This window comes from Cupriavidus basilensis (assembly GCF_008801925.2).
Taxonomy (GTDB): Bacteria; Pseudomonadota; Gammaproteobacteria; order Burkholderiales; family Burkholderiaceae; genus Cupriavidus; species Cupriavidus basilensis.
This window is the reverse complement of sequence record NZ_CP062804.1, coordinates 3,140,839-3,156,280: the sequence shown is the minus strand read 5'-3', so window position 1 is coordinate 3,156,280 and position 15,442 is coordinate 3,140,839. Positions and strand designations below refer to the sequence as shown.

Here is a 15,442-nt window from a genome sequence, read left to right as displayed (position 1 = left end):
CTTGCCAAGAAAGTAGGCAAAGAAGGCGCGCCGGATGGGGCGACTACCCCCTCGGGCTTCGACGAAAAGAGCGGCCGGGACCCAAACTCGCATCGCCTTAAGGCGATACTCAGACATGGGTCCCTCTTTTCCGCTCTTTTCGCCGAATCCCGAGGCGCCCCATACGGCCTTGGCACACCTTCACGGCTCGCTTCGCATCGCCTTGGGTGTTTCCCGCCCCTTCGGGCGGGAAACACGGCTAGACCGAATCGATGTTCTGACTCTCCCGCTGGGGAGAGGGCGGGCGCTCGCGGTGTCGCGCTGCGCTAGTATGCCCGGCCCGGGCTTTACGCTGCCATCACCTCGCCATACCGCTGCACATGGAAATCGCTGTCGCCCAGCAACGGGTCGATCATCGTCAGCCGCTTGAAGTAATCCCCAACCTCCAGTTCGTCTGTCATGCCCATGCCGCCGTGTAGTTGCACGGCTTGCTGGCCGACGAGGCGGCCGGCCTTGGCGACCGTGACCTTGGCGGCGCTGAGCATGCGGCGGCGTTGGGCGGGATCGGTTTCGTCCAGCGCCTGGGCTGCCACGTAGGCCATCGACAACGCTAGTTCCTTTTGTACGAGCATGTCGGCCATGCGGTGCTGCAGCGCCTGGAACACGGCTAGCGGCTTGCCGAACTGCTGCCGCGTGCGCAGGTACTCGGCGGTGATCTCGATCAGTTTTTCCATGGCGCCGGCGGCTTCGGCGCATAGCGCGGCAATGCCGTGGTCGATCCCGTGGAGCAGGGCGGGCAGGCCGTCGGCTGCGTTACCGATCATGGCGCTGGCGTCCACGGTGACGTTCTGCAGTGCGAGGTCGGCGGCGCGCAGGCTGTCCATGGTGGGATAGCCGCGCACGGTGAGGCCGGCGGCGTTGCCGGGTACCAGGAACAGCGCCAACTCGTTGCTGCCGCAGACGCGTGCGGTGAGCAGGAAGGCGTCGGCGGCTTCGCCGTGCCAGGCCAGGCTCTTGTTGCCGTTAAGGACGTAGCCGTCGCCCTTGCGCTCGGCGCTGGCGCGCGCCGTCTCGGGGCGGTAGCGGGTGGTGGGTTCCAGGTAGGCGAGGGTGACCACGCGTTCGCCCGCGGCGATGGCGGGCAGCCAATCGTCTTTCTGGGCGGCGCTGCCGTAGGCGCTGAGCACGGCGGTGGCCATCACCGCGGTCGGCGTGACCGGCTCCAGCACCAGGCCACGGCCCAGTTCGCGCTGCACCACCAGCTGGCTGGCGGCGCTTTCGCCGAAGCCGCCGTATTCGCCGGGCACGGTCAGGCCGAGCACGCCCATTTCGGCTAGCTGTGCCCAGGTGGCGCGGTTGAGGCTGCCGCCGCCGCGGGCGCTCTTGCGGCGTTTATCAAAGGTGTATTCGGTATCGATGAAGCGGCGCAGGCTGTCCGCCAGCATTTGCTGTTCTTCGCTGTAGTTGAAGTCCATGACTGTGCTTGTTCCGTCTGTGCTCTCAGAAACCGAGGATCATCTTGGAGATGATGTTCTTCTGTACTTCGGTTGTGCCGCCGTAGATCGATGTCTTGCGCATGTCGAAGTACGTGGACGCGGCCGGCGCGGCCCAGGCCGGGGCGTGCAGCGGTGCGTCGGCGGGGGGCGCTTCGCCGGCTTCGAGCCAGCGCGGGGAGTAGGGCCAGGCATTGGGGCCGGCCACTTCCATCTGCAGCATGGCGAGGTCCTGCTGGATCTCGGAGCCACGGATCTTGACGATGGAGGCTTCCGGGCCGGGGCCGCGGCCTGCGTCTTGCGTGGCGACGCGCAGCAGCAGCATTTCCAGCGCCATGATGTCCATCTCGATGCGCGCGATCTTGTCGCGCATGCGCACGTCGTCGATCAGCGGGCGGCCTGCGCCGTCGGTGGCTTGCGCGGCGTAGTGCTTGAGCTGGCGCAGCTCGCGGTTGCAGTGGCCGATGCCGGCAATGCCGGTGCGCTCGTGGCCGAGCAGGTACTTGGCATAGGTCCAGCCGCGGTTTTCTTCCCCCAGCAGGTTGCCCGCCGGCACTTCCACATCTTCGAACCACACTTCGTTGACGTCATGGCCGCCGTCCAGCGTGACGATGGGGCGCACGGTCACGCCCGGCGTCTTCATGTCGATCAGCAGCATCGAGATGCCTTCCTGCGGCTTGGACTCGCTGTCGGTGCGCACCAGGCAGAAGATCCAGTCGGCGAAGTGCGCCATCGTCGTCCAGGTCTTCTGGCCGTTGACGATATAGCGGTCGCCCTGGCGCACGGCGCGGGTCTTGAGCGAGGCCAGGTCGGAGCCGGAGCCGGGCTCGGAGTAGCCCTGGCACCAGAAATCCTCCACGGTGGGGATGCGCGGCAGGAAGCGTTCCTTGTGCTCCTGGCTGGCGTACTTCATCAGCACCGGGCCGATCATGGTCAGGCCAAAGGGCAGCAGGCGCGGCGCGCCCGCACGGAATGCCTCGATCTCGAAAATCAGGCGCTGCAGCGCGTTCCAGCCCGTGCCGCTCCATTCCTTGGGCCAGGTCGGCGCGCCCCAGCCCCGCGCATGCAGGATACGGTGCCAGCGCACATAGTCATCCTTCTCCACGCGCTGGTGAGCCAGCACCTTGTCGCGGATATCCGCGGGCAGGCTGGCCTGCACGAAACTCCGAACTTCCTCGCGGAACGCTTGTTCCGCCGCGCTGAAACGCAGGTCCATCTGTTTGTCCCCTCGGTTGGGAAGGCGGGCCGCCACCGGCCGCCGTCTTGAGTCGTTGCCGGATTTTATGGGTGGCAGGGCATTCGGTTCTTCCGCAATGGCAAAGCCGTCCTTCCGCGCTTGCGAACCGATGGACAGCACCAGCCAGCCGCCTGCAAGCGCACACGCCAAGCAGAACACGGCCTTAGCCAAATCCAAATGGCACGCGGCCAACGCCTGCCGCACACTGGCGCAGTGCCGTCGCAGCACAAAAACAATTCACGCCGAGGAGACAGGCGATGCACCGCTGGACCATACGTTGCACCCGATGGCTTGCCCTATGCGGCTGGCTGGCGGCCACGGCGAGCGCATTCGCCGCATATCCCGACAAGCCCGTGCGGCTGGTGGTGCCCTTCCCGCCGGGCGGCGCCACCGACCTGCTCGCGCGTGAAGTCAGCCATGCACTTTCCGTGCGGCTCGGCCAGTCGGTAGTGATCGAGAACCGGCCCGGCGCGGGCGGCAACATCGCCGCCGTGGCGGTGGCGCGCGCACCGGCCGATGGCTATACCTTGCTGTTCGGCACCTTCGGCTCGCTGGCCGTCAACAAGAGCCTGTACGACAAGCCGGGCTACGACCCGCTCAAGGATTTCGCGCCGGTGGCCTCCGTGGCCTACCTGCCCAACGTGCTGGTGGTCCATCCCTCCGTCCCGGCCCGTAACGTGGCCGAGCTGCTGGCGCTTGCACGGCGCGAGCCCGGCAAGCTGACCTACGGCTCCTTTGGCAACGGCTCGTCGTCGCACCTGGCTGGCGAGCTCTTCACCCACATGGCGGGCGTGCGCATCGACCACGTGCCGTACAAGGGCAGCGCCCCGGCCATGACGGACCTGATCGGCGGGCGCCTGACCATGATGTTCGACAGCATTTCCACCGCCTTGCCGTACGTGCGGGATGGCCGCGTGCGCGCGCTGGCGGTGACCACTGCCAAGCCGTCCGAGCAGCTGCCCGGGGTGCCGACGCTGGCTGCTGCCGGTGTGCCTGGCTATGAACTCACCGCGTGGTTCGGCGTAGTGGCGCCGGCCAATACCCCGGCCGCCATTGTCGATCGCCTCAACGCCGAGATCGTGGCGTCGCTCGCGCAGCCCGAGCTGGCGGCGCGGCTGGCCAGCCAGGGCACGGTGCCCTTTCCTTCGACGCCGGCGCAGTTCGGCACCTATATGCGCACCCAGTACCAGAAGTGGGACGGCCTGATCAAGTCAGCGAACATCCATCTGGATCAGTGAGTTCGCCACTCCCAGCCTATCCCGGCCATACTCAGCCATTCCCAGCCGTTGCAACAGCCAGCCCGGTTTCAATCTAATCATCGCTTGCATCATGTCCTCTTTCCGCCCCGAGTTCATCCACGACATCCCCCGGCACTGGGCCGAGCAATCGCCCCAGGCGCCTTGCCTGCATGAGGCCAGCGGGGTGCTTAGCTACGGCACGCTGTGGCAGCGCATCACCGCCACCCGCGACTGGCTTGCCGCGCAGGGCGTGGGGCAGGGCGACCGCGTGATGGTGGTGGGCGAGAACTGCGCCGAGATGGTGGTGATGCTGTTCGCCTGCAGTGCGCTGCACGCGTGGCCGATCCAGGTCAATGCGCGGCTCTCGCCGCGCGAGATCGATGGCATCCGCGCGCATGCGGAGCCGCTTTTGACGTTCTTCACCAGCCATGTCTCCGACGTAGCCGCGGCGCATGCCAGGCGGCTCGGCGCACAGCCCACCGATTGCTTGGCGCTCGATCCCGGCCTCGCCAGCCTGCGTGCCCCGGAGGTGCCGCCGCGCGTGAGCGCTGCCCAGGCGCGTGACGTGGCCACGCTGATCTATACCTCCGGCACCACCGGCGCGCCCAAGGGCGTGATGGTGCCGCACGCTGGCCTGACCATCTTCGCGCGGATCTCGGCCACCTCGCGCCATCTCGGTCCCGACGACATTGCCTACGGCGCGCTGCCGCTGTCGCATATCTTCGGCATTGCCACCGTGCTGATGGCCACGCTGTACGCGGGCGCCAGCCTGGTGATGCGCCCGCGCTTCGATGCGGCGGACGTGTTCGCCGCGCTGGAGTCCCCCGGCGTCACCATGCTGCAAGGCGTGCCCACCATGTTCACGCGCATCATGGCGGTGGCGCGGGCGTCGTCGCTGGAGAGCGGCGCCGCCGCGTTTCCCCGCCTGCGTTATCTCTATACCGGCGGCGCGCCGCTGGACCCGACCCTCAAGCGCGACACCGAGGCATGGTTCGGCCAGCCGCTGCATCACGGCTACGGCATCACCGAATACGCTGGTTCACTGTTCATCACCCGCATGGACGCGCCACGCGCCGATTGCTCCGCCGGCTATATCGTCGAAGGCGTGGAGATCAGCATCACCAGCGAACAGGGCGAGCCGATGCCCGCGGGCGAACGCGGCCAGATCCGCGTGCGCGGTCCCGGCGTGATGCGCGGCTATTTCCGCAACGCGGAGCAGACCGCCGAGGCGCTGCTGCCGGGCGGCTGGCTCAACACGGGCGATCTCGGCTTTCTCGGTGAAGACGGCGCACTGTTTATCGTGGGCCGCTCCAAGGACCTGATCATCCGCTCGGGTTTCAACGTCTACCCGATCGAGGTGGAATCCGTCATCAACGCCTTCCCCGGCGTGCGCCAGTCCGCCGTGGTCGGGCGCGCAGCCGCCGATGGCAACGAAGAAGTCGTGGCCTTTATCGAAACGCAGCCGGGCGTGCAGCTGGACACTGCCGCCCTGGAGGCCTACCTGCGGGACAGCCTGGCGCCGTACAAGCGGCCCGCGCAGATCCGCGTGATCGAGACCATTCCCACCACCGCCAGCGGCAAGCTCCTGAAGCAGCCGCTGCGCGCCATGCTGGACGGCACCGCCGTAGCGGCATGACCCCCGGCGGCGGCTGGTTCGATGAACTCGCCGCCGCCAGCGCTTCGCCGCGGGCCGAAGCGTTCTCGCAGCCAGCGCCCCGCACGCCCGGGCACTGGCAAGACGCACAATAAGGAGGAGACTGATGAAACGATGGATGATGGCTGGCATGCTGCTGGCCTTGGTGCAAGGCACCGCAATGGCGGACAACTATCCGGCGCGCCCGGTGAAGCTGATTGTGGGCTACGCCCCGGGTGGCCCGGTCGATACCGCCGCGCGCATCTACGCCGATTTCCTGGGCCGCGCGCTCAAGCAGCCGGTGGTGGTGGACAACCGCGCCGGCGCCAGCGGCGCCATTGCCGCGGACCTGACGGCAAAGGCAACGCCGGACGGCTACACGCTGTACTTCGTGGCCAGCCCCACCATGACCATGACGCCGCTGATCCAGAAGTCGGTGAACTTCAATCCCACCAAGGATTTCACCTACATCGGCCTGATCAACGATTACACCAACGTGCTGCTGATCAACAAGGATTTCCCCGCCAAGGATGTCACCGAGCTGGTCGAGTACGCGCGCAAGCATCCGGAAGGCGTCAGCTTTGGCTCGGCCGGCGTGGGAGCGTCCAACCACTTGTCCGCCGAGCTGCTCGCGCAGATGGGCGGGGTGAAGATGCTGCACGTGCCGTACAAGGGCAACTCGCCGGCGATGGCCGATGTGATCGGTGGCAAGGTGACCTTCATGTTCGACATCACCGGCACCGCCATCGGTCATATCCAGGGGGGCAAGGTGCGTGCGCTGGCCGTGACGTCGAAGACGCGCAACGCGGCGCTGCCGACCGTGCCGACCATGATCGAGTCCGGCATGAAGAACTATGACCTGACCGGCTGGTACGCGCTGATCGGCCCGCAGAAACTGCCCGCCGATGTGGTGGACAAGCTGGTCAAGGCGCAGAAGTCGATCGGCGACGATCCGGCCTTCAAGCAGCGCATGACGCAGGGCGGCTACGACCTCGATATCACCGGGCCGAAGCCGCTGGCCGACCGCATTCAGCGTGAACTGAAGCTGTGGGCCGGGGTAGTGAAGACGGCGAATATCCAGGTGGATTGAGGCCGGATGGCTCCCCTCACCAGCTTGCGGGAGAGGGGGGCGCGGCCTTTGCTTTTTCCCGCGGCTTCGCTCAGGCGCCCGGTGCGCGCTTGCGCAGCAGGTAACGCTGCAAGCCGTCGAGCACCAGCACGCCGTGCTGGTTATGCACCGTCGAGCGCAAGGTCAGCACGCCGGTGGTGCGGTTCGGCGCTAGCTCGCTGACTTCCAGCGCGCTGTACAGCGTATCGCCCACATAGACCGGATGCAGGAAACGGCTGCTCTGGTCGAGAAACCCCTTCAGCGACTCCTCCACCATATGCGGGAACAGGCCGGCGCCCGCCGCCGTCTGGATCAGCACCTGGTAGCCGTGCGCCAGCATGTGCGGCATGCCGTGGGCGCGGCAATACTCTGCATCGTAATGCACCGGGTGGTTGTCGCCGCTCGCCAGCTGGAAGGCGGCGAACAGTGCCTCGGTCATGGTGCGCGAGGGCAGCACAAAGCGTTCACCGGGCACAAAATCCTCGAAATAACGTTGTTCGCACATGCGGTGGGCGCGCGGGTCGAAGCGGCTCGCTTCGGGATTCGCTGTGGATGGCTTGATGGTCATCGGTCGGTGTCGAGGTTGGTGGCGCGAAGCAGCGCGCCAGCAGAAGAAGCCGCGCTGCGCCATGGCCTGGCGCAGCGCGGGTGCAGGGTCAGTCCGGTCAATCCGGCTTGATGCCCAGCCGCTCCACCAGCGCCTTCTCCTGCGCGATCTGCTGCAGGGCAAAGCGGGTGTAGCCGGCACTGTCCAGGTACATCAGGTCTTGGTCCTGCTGCTTGAGCGCGGCCAGATGCTGGGGATCTTCCGCGGCGCGCCGCAGCGCGTCCTGCAGGATGTTGACCACCTTGGGGTCCATGCCCTTTGGCCCGGCCACGCCGTAGGGCGAGTTCGAGACGATGTCATAGCCGAGCTCGCGCAGCGTGGGCGCGTCGGGCCAGCGCGGGGAGCGCTGCGCCGTCCATAGATTCAGCCAGCGCAACTTGCCCGCATCGACCAGCGTGCCGGCCGCGCTGCCGGCGGCGCAGAGCTGCACATGGTTGCCCATCAGCGAGTTCAGGCAGTCGGCATCGCCCTTGAAGGGCACGTGGTTGATGCTGAGGTTTTCCTTGGTCACCAGCTCGATCATGGTGATGTGCGGCGAGCTGTACTGGCCCGGCGAGCCGTAGCTCACGGTGCCCGGCCTGGCGCGCGCATCGCGCAGGAAATCGCCCCAGTTCTTCCACGGGGAATTGGCCGGCACCACAACGCCAAAGGTATAGCCGGTGATGCGTGACAGGTAGGTGAAATCGCGTGCCGGGTCAAAGGCGGTCTTCTGGATGAAGGGCTGACGGAATACGGTGACCGGCATCATCGACAGCGTGTAGCCATCGGGTTTTGCTTGCCGCAGGGCAAGCGCGCCCATGGTGCCGGCCACGCCCGGCTTGTTGTCCACTACCACGGTCTGGCCGAGGGACTTCTGCAAGGCCACGGCAAACTGACGGACCACCACGTCGGTGGTGCCGCCCGGCGCATAGGGCACGATCAGCGTGACCGGGCGGGTGGGATAGGCGGGAGCGGACTGCGCCTGGACCAGCGTGGCGCAGCCCAGAACGATAGCGGCGCCAGCTACGCGCCATGGATTGCGGACTGCATGCATCGAAAGTCTCCTCTTGTTGTTGTTCCCTTCGATCCCGATGTTGTTGTTATCGTTGTTGCTGTCCTTGCGCGGGTCAGTGCTCCACCACGGCCCATGCGTCCATTGCCTGGCCCCCGGCATCGTCACCGGTCCACAAGGTGACCTTGCCTGGCGTGCCGGCATCGGCTGCGCCGCCCACCGTCACCGTGTCGTGATCGAATATCGGCGCCAGCCCGCGGAAGCCGAAACGGCGCACTGTGGCGCCGGGCATCTCGCGCGCCAGCAGGTCCAGCGTGAGCATCGCCTGCAGCGGGCCGTGCACGACCAGGCCGGGGTAGCCTTCCACGTCGCGCACGTAGTCGTGGTCGTAGTGGATGCGGTGGCCATTGAAGGTGAGCGCGGAGAAACGGAACAGCATCACCGGATTGGCGCGCAACTGGCGCTGCCATTGCGCCTGGTGCGCCAGGCGCGGCCGCGCGGGCAGTGGCTGCCCCGGCTCCGGCATGGCGCGATAGACCAGGTCCTGGCGCTCGGTCAGCGCGACCTGGCCCTTGACCGTGAGCACATGCTCCACCGTGACAAACCATAGCTCTCCGCTGCGTCCGCTCTTGTGCTCGACATTGCGGATGGTGGCGGTGCGCGTCACCGTATCGCCCACGCGCAGCGGCTTGCGGAAATCCAGTTCGCCGCCGGCCCACATGCGGCGCGGCAGCGGCACCGGCGGCATGAAGCCACCCAGCGCCGGGTGGCCGTCCTGGCCGAGCTCGCGCTGCGGGGCGCGCGGCAGGAAGTAGAGCCAGTGCCACAGCGGCGGCAGCGGGCCGCGCACCAGCGCGTCGCCGTCGAGGTCGAGCGTGGCCGCGAGGCCGATCACGGGTTCCGGGGAGAGGGTCTCGGTGCGGCTTTCACTGCGGCCGATCCAGGTGCGCAGGGTTTCGAGCTGGGTCATGGCGGGGGGATTGCGGGTTCGGTGCCGGTTAGCCTGCCAGCGCGAGCATGCGCCGGGCCTGTTCGATGACGGGGCGGTCTACCATCTTGCCGTCGACCTGCACGGCGTGGCTGCCGCTGGCGGTGGCGTCCAGTACGCGCCGCGCCCAGTCCAGTTGCTCGGCCGTGGGCAGGAAGCCCGTGCGCACCGCGGCAAGCTGGGCAGGATGAATGCACAGCTTGGCGGCAAAGCCGAGGGCGCGCGCGTGGGCTACATCGTCGGCCAGCACGGTTTCGTCCTTGAGCGCGGTGGTGACGCCATCCACGGGCGGCGGCAGTCCGGCCACGCGCGAAGCCAGCACAATGCGCGAGCGCGCCATCAGCAACGCTTCGCGGGTATGGGCGCAACCCAGGTCCACGGCGAAGTCCAGCGAACCAAAGGCCAGCCGCGACACGCCTTGCGCGCTGGCGACCGCATCGATGCCGTGCAGGCCGCACGCGCTCTCGATGATCGCGACCAGGCGGCCCTGCGGGTTGACCTGCACCAGCGCATGGGCGATCTCGCCAAGCGCGGCCGGATCTTCTGCCTTGGGCACCAGCAAGCCGGCCAGCGGTGCGCCGGGCGGCAGGGCGCGCAGCCACGCCATATCGGCGGCGAAGGCCGGCGAGCTGGCGTCGTTGATGCGCACATAGGCCTGCGCCTGCGCGCCGCACTCCAGCAGCCACGCGGCAATGGCCGCGCGCGCGGCCGGCTTGGCGTCCGGATGCACGGCGTCCTCCAGATCGAGGATCAGCGCATCGGGCGCGGCGGCCGCGGCTTTGTCGAAGCGTTCGGGCCGGTCGCCCGGCACGAACAGATAGGTCATGGCGGTAGCGGCGGCGGTAGTGGCGGTAGTGACGGCGGACATGGAGCGAGTCTCGGCAGGATTGGCCACGTTATTTCGCGGCGGGCAGCCAGTCGTTGACACTCGCCTGCTTCTCCAGCGCCCACACGCGGGCGATGATGGTGCGCATCTCGGCCTCGCTCGCGCCGTGGCGGAACGCGCCCAGTTGCAGCGCCTTGGCTTCGAGTTCAGGCCGCGACAGCGTATTGCCCGGATCGCCCTTGGGTACGTCCACGCGGCCCGGCAGCGTGCGGCCGTCGGTGGTCCTGACCGTGACGCGGCCAATCCACTGGCGCGGATACGCGGCATTGATCTCGTCGTCGAGTTCCATTTCCACCTTGTCGCGGAAGGCCGCCACCTTGGCATCCTGCAGCGCATGGTCCTCGAACTCGCCCAGGCCGGCGTGCGCGTGCACGGCGACCAGGCCCAGCACCGTGCCCATGGAGAACTTGGCCTGGTGGATGGTCTTGGGATCGGTCACGGGGCCGAGCACGTCGATGGCGCCCTGGTGCACGTGGGCGGTCACGCTGGCGATCTGGTCCGCGCTGATCTTCTCGCGCAGCATCAGGTCCTTGAGCGCATCGGCCGCCGGGTGTGTGTGGCGGCACGAGGCGAAGAACTTGAACGAGGTCTCGGCGGTGGCCCAGCGCTCGCCCAGGCCGTCGGTCAGGGCGGCGGGGTTGGCGTCGCTGGACATGCCGGCGGCCATGCCCTGCGGGCCTTCCAGGATGCGTTTCGCGCCGGTAAAGCCAGCGCGTGCGATCCAGGCGGACATCAGGCCATCGGCAGCTGCCTTGGCAGTGTGCAGTTGCTTGGAGTCCGCGGCGTCGCGCAGGAATTCCCACAGGCCGGCGGCCTGCGTGCCGGCCGAGCCGAGCGCCTGGTTGATGCCCTCAGCGTCCATGCCATACAGCTTGGCGACAGCGGCGGCTGCCGCCAGCGTGCCGACGGTGCCTGTGGTGTGGAACACGCGATAGTGCGAGCGGCCCATGAATTCGCCGATGCGGATGCCCGCCTCGTAGCCGGCGATGGACGCCAGCAGCACTTCGGCACCGCTCTTGCCTTCGGCCTGCGCGGCAGCGATCACGGCGGGGAACACCACGGCGGCGGGATGCAGCACCGAGCCGTTATGCACGTCGTCCTGCTCCACCACGTGGGAGGAAGCGCCATTGATCAGCGCGGCAAAGTACGGCGAGGTGCGGCGGCGATCCACCAGCACCTCGGCCGGGCCCTGCTGCGGGCCCATGGCGGCGACGAACTCCTGCAGCTTGCGCACCGCCGGTGCATCCTTGCCGGCGATGGCGGAGGCAATCCAGTCGAGGAACAGGTCCTTGGTGCGTTCCACCACGTCGGCGGGCACGTCGGCCAGCGTGAAGCGGGCCAGGAATTCGCACAGCTGGCGGGTAGGGTAGGTGTGGTCAGTGGCTTGGCTCATGCCGGCTCCGGGCGGTGTTCTGGGGTGGTTTGTCGTGCTGTGGTTCAAATCGTCTTGCTGTCCGTCATCCTGGCAATCTCGCCCGCGCCGTAACCCAGCTCCGCCAGGATGGCCGCGCTATGCGCGCCCAGCGCCGGGACATCGCCCATCACCGGCTCCACGCCCGACAGGTTGGCCGGCGGCAGCAACGCCCCGATAGGGCCGCCGGGGCTGGCCACTTCGCGCCAGCGACCACGAGCAGCCAGCTGCGGGTGGTTCCACACGGCCTCGATATCGTTCATGGGTGCGTTGGCGATCTGCGCGTCGTCCAGCAGCGCTTCGACCTGCGTCACTGTCATGGGCGCGAAACGCGCTTCGATCAACGCGGTCAGCTCGGCGCGGTTCTTGACGCGCCCCGAGTTGGAGGCGAAGCGCTCGTCCTTGAGCAGCGCCGGCTGCGCCAGCACCTTGTTGCAGAAGGCTTGCCATTCACGCTCGTTCTGCAGGCCGAAGATCACGCTGCCGCCGTCGCCGGTACGGTGCACGCCATACGGCGCGATGGCCGGGTGCGATGCGCCAAATCGCGCCGGCGCGTTGCCGCCGTAGTGGCCGAAGTACAGCGCGTAGTTCATCCACTCGGTCAGCGCCTCCAGCATGGTCACTTCCACGCGCAGGCCCTGGCCGGTGCGCCCGCGCTGCAGCAGCGCGGAGAGGATGCCGCTATAGGCGTACATGCCGGCCGCGATGTCGGCGATGGAAATCCCCGCGCGCGATGGCGCATCCGCGCTGCCGGTGATGCCGATCAGGCCGGCGGCCGCCTGGATCAGCAGGTCGTACGCCTTCTTGTCGCGATAGGGGCCGGCGTCTCCGTAGCCCGAAATATCGCAGACGATCAGCTTGCCGTAGCGCGGGTGCAGCGTGTCGAAATCCAGCCCCATGCGTGCCGCCGCGCCGGGTGCCAGGTTCTGCACCAGCACGTCCGCGTCGGCCAGCAGGCGGTGCAGCACGGCCTGCGCCTCGTCCTGCTTGAGATCGAGCGTCAGGCTCTCCTTGCCGCGGTTGAGCCAGACGAAGTGCGAGGCCTGGCCATGGACGGTCTCATCGTAGCCACGCGCGAAATCGCCCACGCCGGGGCGTTCCACCTTGACCACGCGGGCGCCGAGGTCGGCCAGCTGGCGGGTGGCGAACGGCGCGGCCACGGCGTGTTCGAGGGAGACGACACGGATGCCATCGAGCGGGCGGATGCCCTGGTGCGTAGCAAGCATGGGAGCGGCCCTCAGAACGAACGCGGCAGCTCGAGCACGTGCTCGGCCACATACGACAGGATCAGGTTGGTGGAGATCGGCGCGACCTGGTACAGGCGCGTCTCGCGGAACTTGCGCTCGATGTCGTATTCGGCGGCAAAGCCAAAGCCGCCGTGCGTCTGCAGGCAGACGTTGGCTGCTTCCCACGACGCATCGGCCGCGAGCAGCTTGGAGATGTTGGCTTCCTTGCCGCAGGGCTTGCCGGCATCGAACAGCGCGGCGGCCTTGTAGCGCATCAGGCTGGCCGCTTCCACGTTCACATAGGCACGCGCGATGGGGAACTGGATGCCCTGGTTCTGGCCGATCGGGCGATCGAACACGATGCGCTCGCGTGCATAGTTGCTGGCGCGCTCGATAAACCAGTAGCCGTCGCCGACGCATTCGGAAGCGATCAGGATGCGCTCGGCGTTCAGGCCGTCCAGGATGTACTTGAGGCCCTTGCCTTCCTCGCCGATCAGGTTCTCGGCTGGGATCTCCAGGTTGTCGAAGAACAGTTCGTTGGTCTCGTGGTTGACCATATTGCGGATCGGCCGCACCGTCAGGCCCTTGCCGATGGCCTCGCGCAGGTCCACCACGAACACCGACAGCCCCTCCGACTTGCGCTTGACCTGGTCCAGCGGCGTGGTGCGTGCCAGCAGCAGCATCAGGTCCGAGTGCTGCACGCGCGAAATCCACACCTTCTGGCCGTTGATGACGTAGCGGTCGCCCTTCTTCACGGCGGTGGTCTTGAGCTTGGTGGTATCGGTGCCGGTGGTGGGCTCGGTCACCGCCATCGACTGCATGCGCAGCTCGCCCGAGGCGATGCCCGGCAGCCAGCGCTGCTTTTGCTCGGCCGAGCCGTGACGCAGCAGGCAGCCCATCACATACATCTGGCCGTGGCAGGCGCCGGAGTTGCCGCCGGTGCGGTTGATCTCCTCCATGATGACGGACGCGGCGGTCAGCGGCAGGCCCGAGCCGCCGTACTCCTCCGGGATCAGGGCGGACAGCCAGCCGGCCTTGGTCAGCGCCTGCACGAACTCTTCGGGGAAAGCGTTCTGTTCTTCCACGCGTTGCCAGTAGGCGGAATCGAAGCCGGTGCACAGGGCACGCACGGCTTCGCGGATGTCGGGATACGGCTGGTCGTGCGATGGTTCTGCGAACATGAAGAGGGGCCCCGGTATGGACGTTATACGGACGTTATATGGACGTGATGGGATTCAGCTTGCGGCCATTATTCCCGAGGGCCTGCCGTGCGGTAATTCGGATTTGCGAAAGAGCGGCTTAGCGCCCCCGGAAGCAGGCCGGGCGCGCACGGCATGGGTGTGGGCGGCGCCGCACGCACTTGCCAGTGCCCCGGGGGTTTTGCCGGGCGTTGCCCACCCTTAGGGAAATCCGTATTGCATATACGTCGCTTTATCGCCACGCTTGCCACAAACAATAACGCGATAACGCCGCGCGGCCGCACAGGCCGACGCAGGCAGCCCCTGGCCGGCATAAGCGGCCAATCCACCACGATGGAGACAAAAGACATGGCAGGCAGCAAACAGCAGCGGCACAGGCAGGGCGGCATCGAACACGCTGCGCAGGCAAAGCGGGCCCAGGTGCCATGGCGCTGGATGGCGCTCGCCGCGCTGGGCGCGGCAGCCGCACTCACCGCACCTGCCCCGGCGCGTGCCGCCGATGCCTACCCCACCAAGCCGATCACCATGGTGGTCCCCTTTGCCGCGGGCGGCCCCACCGACGTGGTGGCGCGCACCATGGCCGCGGCCATGTCCAAGACCCTGGGCCAGAGCGTGGTGGTGGAAAACCGGCTCGGCGCCGGCGGCACCGTCTCCGCCGCCTACGTGGCCAAAGCCGCGCCGGACGGCTATACCATCCTGATCCACCACAACGGCATGGCCACCGCGCCGGCGCTATACAGCAAGCTCCCCTACAAGCCGCTGACGGATTTCAGCTTTGTCGGCCAGGTGGCCGACGTGCCCATGACCCTGCTCGGCCGTCATGACCTGCCAGCCAGGACATTGCCCGAACTGATTGCCTACATCCGCCAGAACCAGGGCAAGGTCAACCTGGCCAATGCGGGGCTGGGCGCGGTCTCGCAGCTGTGCGGCATGCTGTTCCAGAAAGCCATCGGCGTGGAGCTTACTGCCATTCCCTACCAGGGCACCGCGCCCGCGATGACCGCCCTCTTGGGCAGCCAGGTCGATATCCTGTGCGACCAGACCACCCAGACCCTGCCGCATATCAAGGCCGACAAGGTCAAGCTCTACGGCGTCACCACCAGCACGCGCATCAAGGCCTTGCCTGACACCGCCACGCTAGCCGAGAGCGGGCTCAAGGGCTTCGAGGTCAAGGTCTGGCATGGCATCTATGCCCCGCATGGCACGCCGCCCGCGGTCATCGACCGGCTCAACGGCGCCTTGCGCACCGCGTTGAAGGACCCGGCGGTAGCGGCGCGGCTGGCGGACCTGGGCGCCGAGATCGTGCCGGAGGACAAGCAGACGCCGGAAGGGCTGCGCACCTGGCTGAAGTCGGAGATCGAGAAATGGTCGCCGATCATCAAGGCGGCGGGGGTAAAGGCGGATTGAGCGCAGGGCGCGGGATCGCCGCTGCGCAAAGATAGTAAG

The 15,442-nt window shown here is 67.4% G+C and carries 13 protein-coding genes; 4 read left to right on the top strand and 9 right to left on the bottom strand.

Annotation, left to right across the window (positions count from 1 at the left end):
* Positions 1–326: 326 nt before the first annotated feature.
* Together F7R26_RS34960 and F7R26_RS34955 are read right to left on the bottom strand one after the other, a co-directional pair.
* On the bottom strand, positions 327–1,454 hold the full coding sequence (locus tag F7R26_RS34960) for an acyl-CoA dehydrogenase family protein (protein ID WP_150985192.1): 1,128 nt from the start codon (positions 1,452–1,454) through the stop codon (positions 327–329).
* A 25-nt stretch (positions 1,455–1,479) separates the two neighbouring features.
* A complete protein-coding gene (locus F7R26_RS34955; RefSeq protein ID WP_150985193.1) occupies positions 1,480–2,688 on the bottom strand; it encodes an acyl-CoA dehydrogenase family protein in 1,209 nt (402 codons plus the stop codon).
* A 278-nt stretch (positions 2,689–2,966) separates the two neighbouring features.
* Here F7R26_RS34955 and F7R26_RS34950 point away from each other — a divergent pair, with 278 nt between their 5' ends.
* The 3 genes from F7R26_RS34950 to F7R26_RS34940 all read left to right on the top strand — a co-directional run bounded on the left by F7R26_RS34950 (position 2,967) and on the right by F7R26_RS34940 (position 6,670).
* Positions 2,967–3,947, top strand: a complete 981-nt coding sequence (locus F7R26_RS34950; protein ID WP_043357257.1) for a tripartite tricarboxylate transporter substrate binding protein — start codon at positions 2,967–2,969, stop codon at positions 3,945–3,947.
* A gap of 91 nt (positions 3,948–4,038) precedes the next feature.
* Complete coding sequence (locus tag F7R26_RS34945; RefSeq protein ID WP_150985194.1) at positions 4,039–5,583, top strand: class I adenylate-forming enzyme family protein; 1,545 nt, start codon at positions 4,039–4,041, stop codon at positions 5,581–5,583.
* Between the two features lie 124 nt (positions 5,584–5,707).
* Positions 5,708–6,670, top strand: coding sequence for a Bug family tripartite tricarboxylate transporter substrate binding protein (locus tag F7R26_RS34940; protein WP_150985195.1), 963 nt, complete (start codon positions 5,708–5,710; stop codon positions 6,668–6,670).
* Between the two features lie 70 nt (positions 6,671–6,740).
* Here F7R26_RS34940 and F7R26_RS34935 read toward each other — a convergent pair whose 3' ends face one another.
* The 7 genes from F7R26_RS34935 to F7R26_RS34905 all read right to left on the bottom strand — a co-directional run bounded on the left by F7R26_RS34935 (position 6,741) and on the right by F7R26_RS34905 (position 13,978).
* Positions 6,741–7,256, bottom strand: coding sequence for a MaoC family dehydratase (locus F7R26_RS34935; protein WP_150985196.1), 516 nt, complete (start codon positions 7,254–7,256; stop codon positions 6,741–6,743).
* Positions 7,257–7,353: 97 nt separating this feature from the next.
* On the bottom strand, positions 7,354–8,328 hold the full coding sequence (locus tag F7R26_RS34930; protein WP_150985197.1) for a tripartite tricarboxylate transporter substrate binding protein: 975 nt from the start codon (positions 8,326–8,328) through the stop codon (positions 7,354–7,356).
* Between the two features lie 73 nt (positions 8,329–8,401).
* Positions 8,402–9,256: an HTD2 family dehydratase gene (locus tag F7R26_RS34925; RefSeq protein ID WP_150985198.1), complete on the bottom strand. Its 855-nt coding sequence runs from the start codon at positions 9,254–9,256 to the stop codon at positions 8,402–8,404.
* Between the two features lie 28 nt (positions 9,257–9,284).
* Entirely contained in the window at positions 9,285–10,142 is an 858-nt protein-coding gene (locus F7R26_RS34920) for an HpcH/HpaI aldolase/citrate lyase family protein (protein ID WP_150985199.1), read from the bottom strand.
* Positions 10,143–10,170: 28 nt separating this feature from the next.
* Positions 10,171–11,553: an MmgE/PrpD family protein gene (locus F7R26_RS34915; protein ID WP_150985200.1), complete on the bottom strand. Its 1,383-nt coding sequence runs from the start codon at positions 11,551–11,553 to the stop codon at positions 10,171–10,173.
* 44 nt (positions 11,554–11,597) lie between these two features.
* Positions 11,598–12,797 carry a CaiB/BaiF CoA transferase family protein gene (locus F7R26_RS34910; protein WP_150985201.1) on the bottom strand — a complete coding sequence of 400 codons (1,200 nt, stop codon included), beginning with the start codon at positions 12,795–12,797 and terminating at the stop codon, positions 11,598–11,600.
* A gap of 11 nt (positions 12,798–12,808) precedes the next feature.
* Complete coding sequence (locus F7R26_RS34905; protein ID WP_150985202.1) at positions 12,809–13,978, bottom strand: acyl-CoA dehydrogenase family protein; 1,170 nt, start codon at positions 13,976–13,978, stop codon at positions 12,809–12,811.
* Positions 13,979–14,431: 453 nt separating this feature from the next.
* On the opposite strand from F7R26_RS34905, the gene F7R26_RS34900 reads away from it, so the two are divergent.
* Positions 14,432–15,403: a tripartite tricarboxylate transporter substrate-binding protein gene (locus F7R26_RS34900; protein WP_150985315.1), complete on the top strand. Its 972-nt coding sequence runs from the start codon at positions 14,432–14,434 to the stop codon at positions 15,401–15,403.
* Positions 15,404–15,442: the final 39 nt, after the last annotated feature.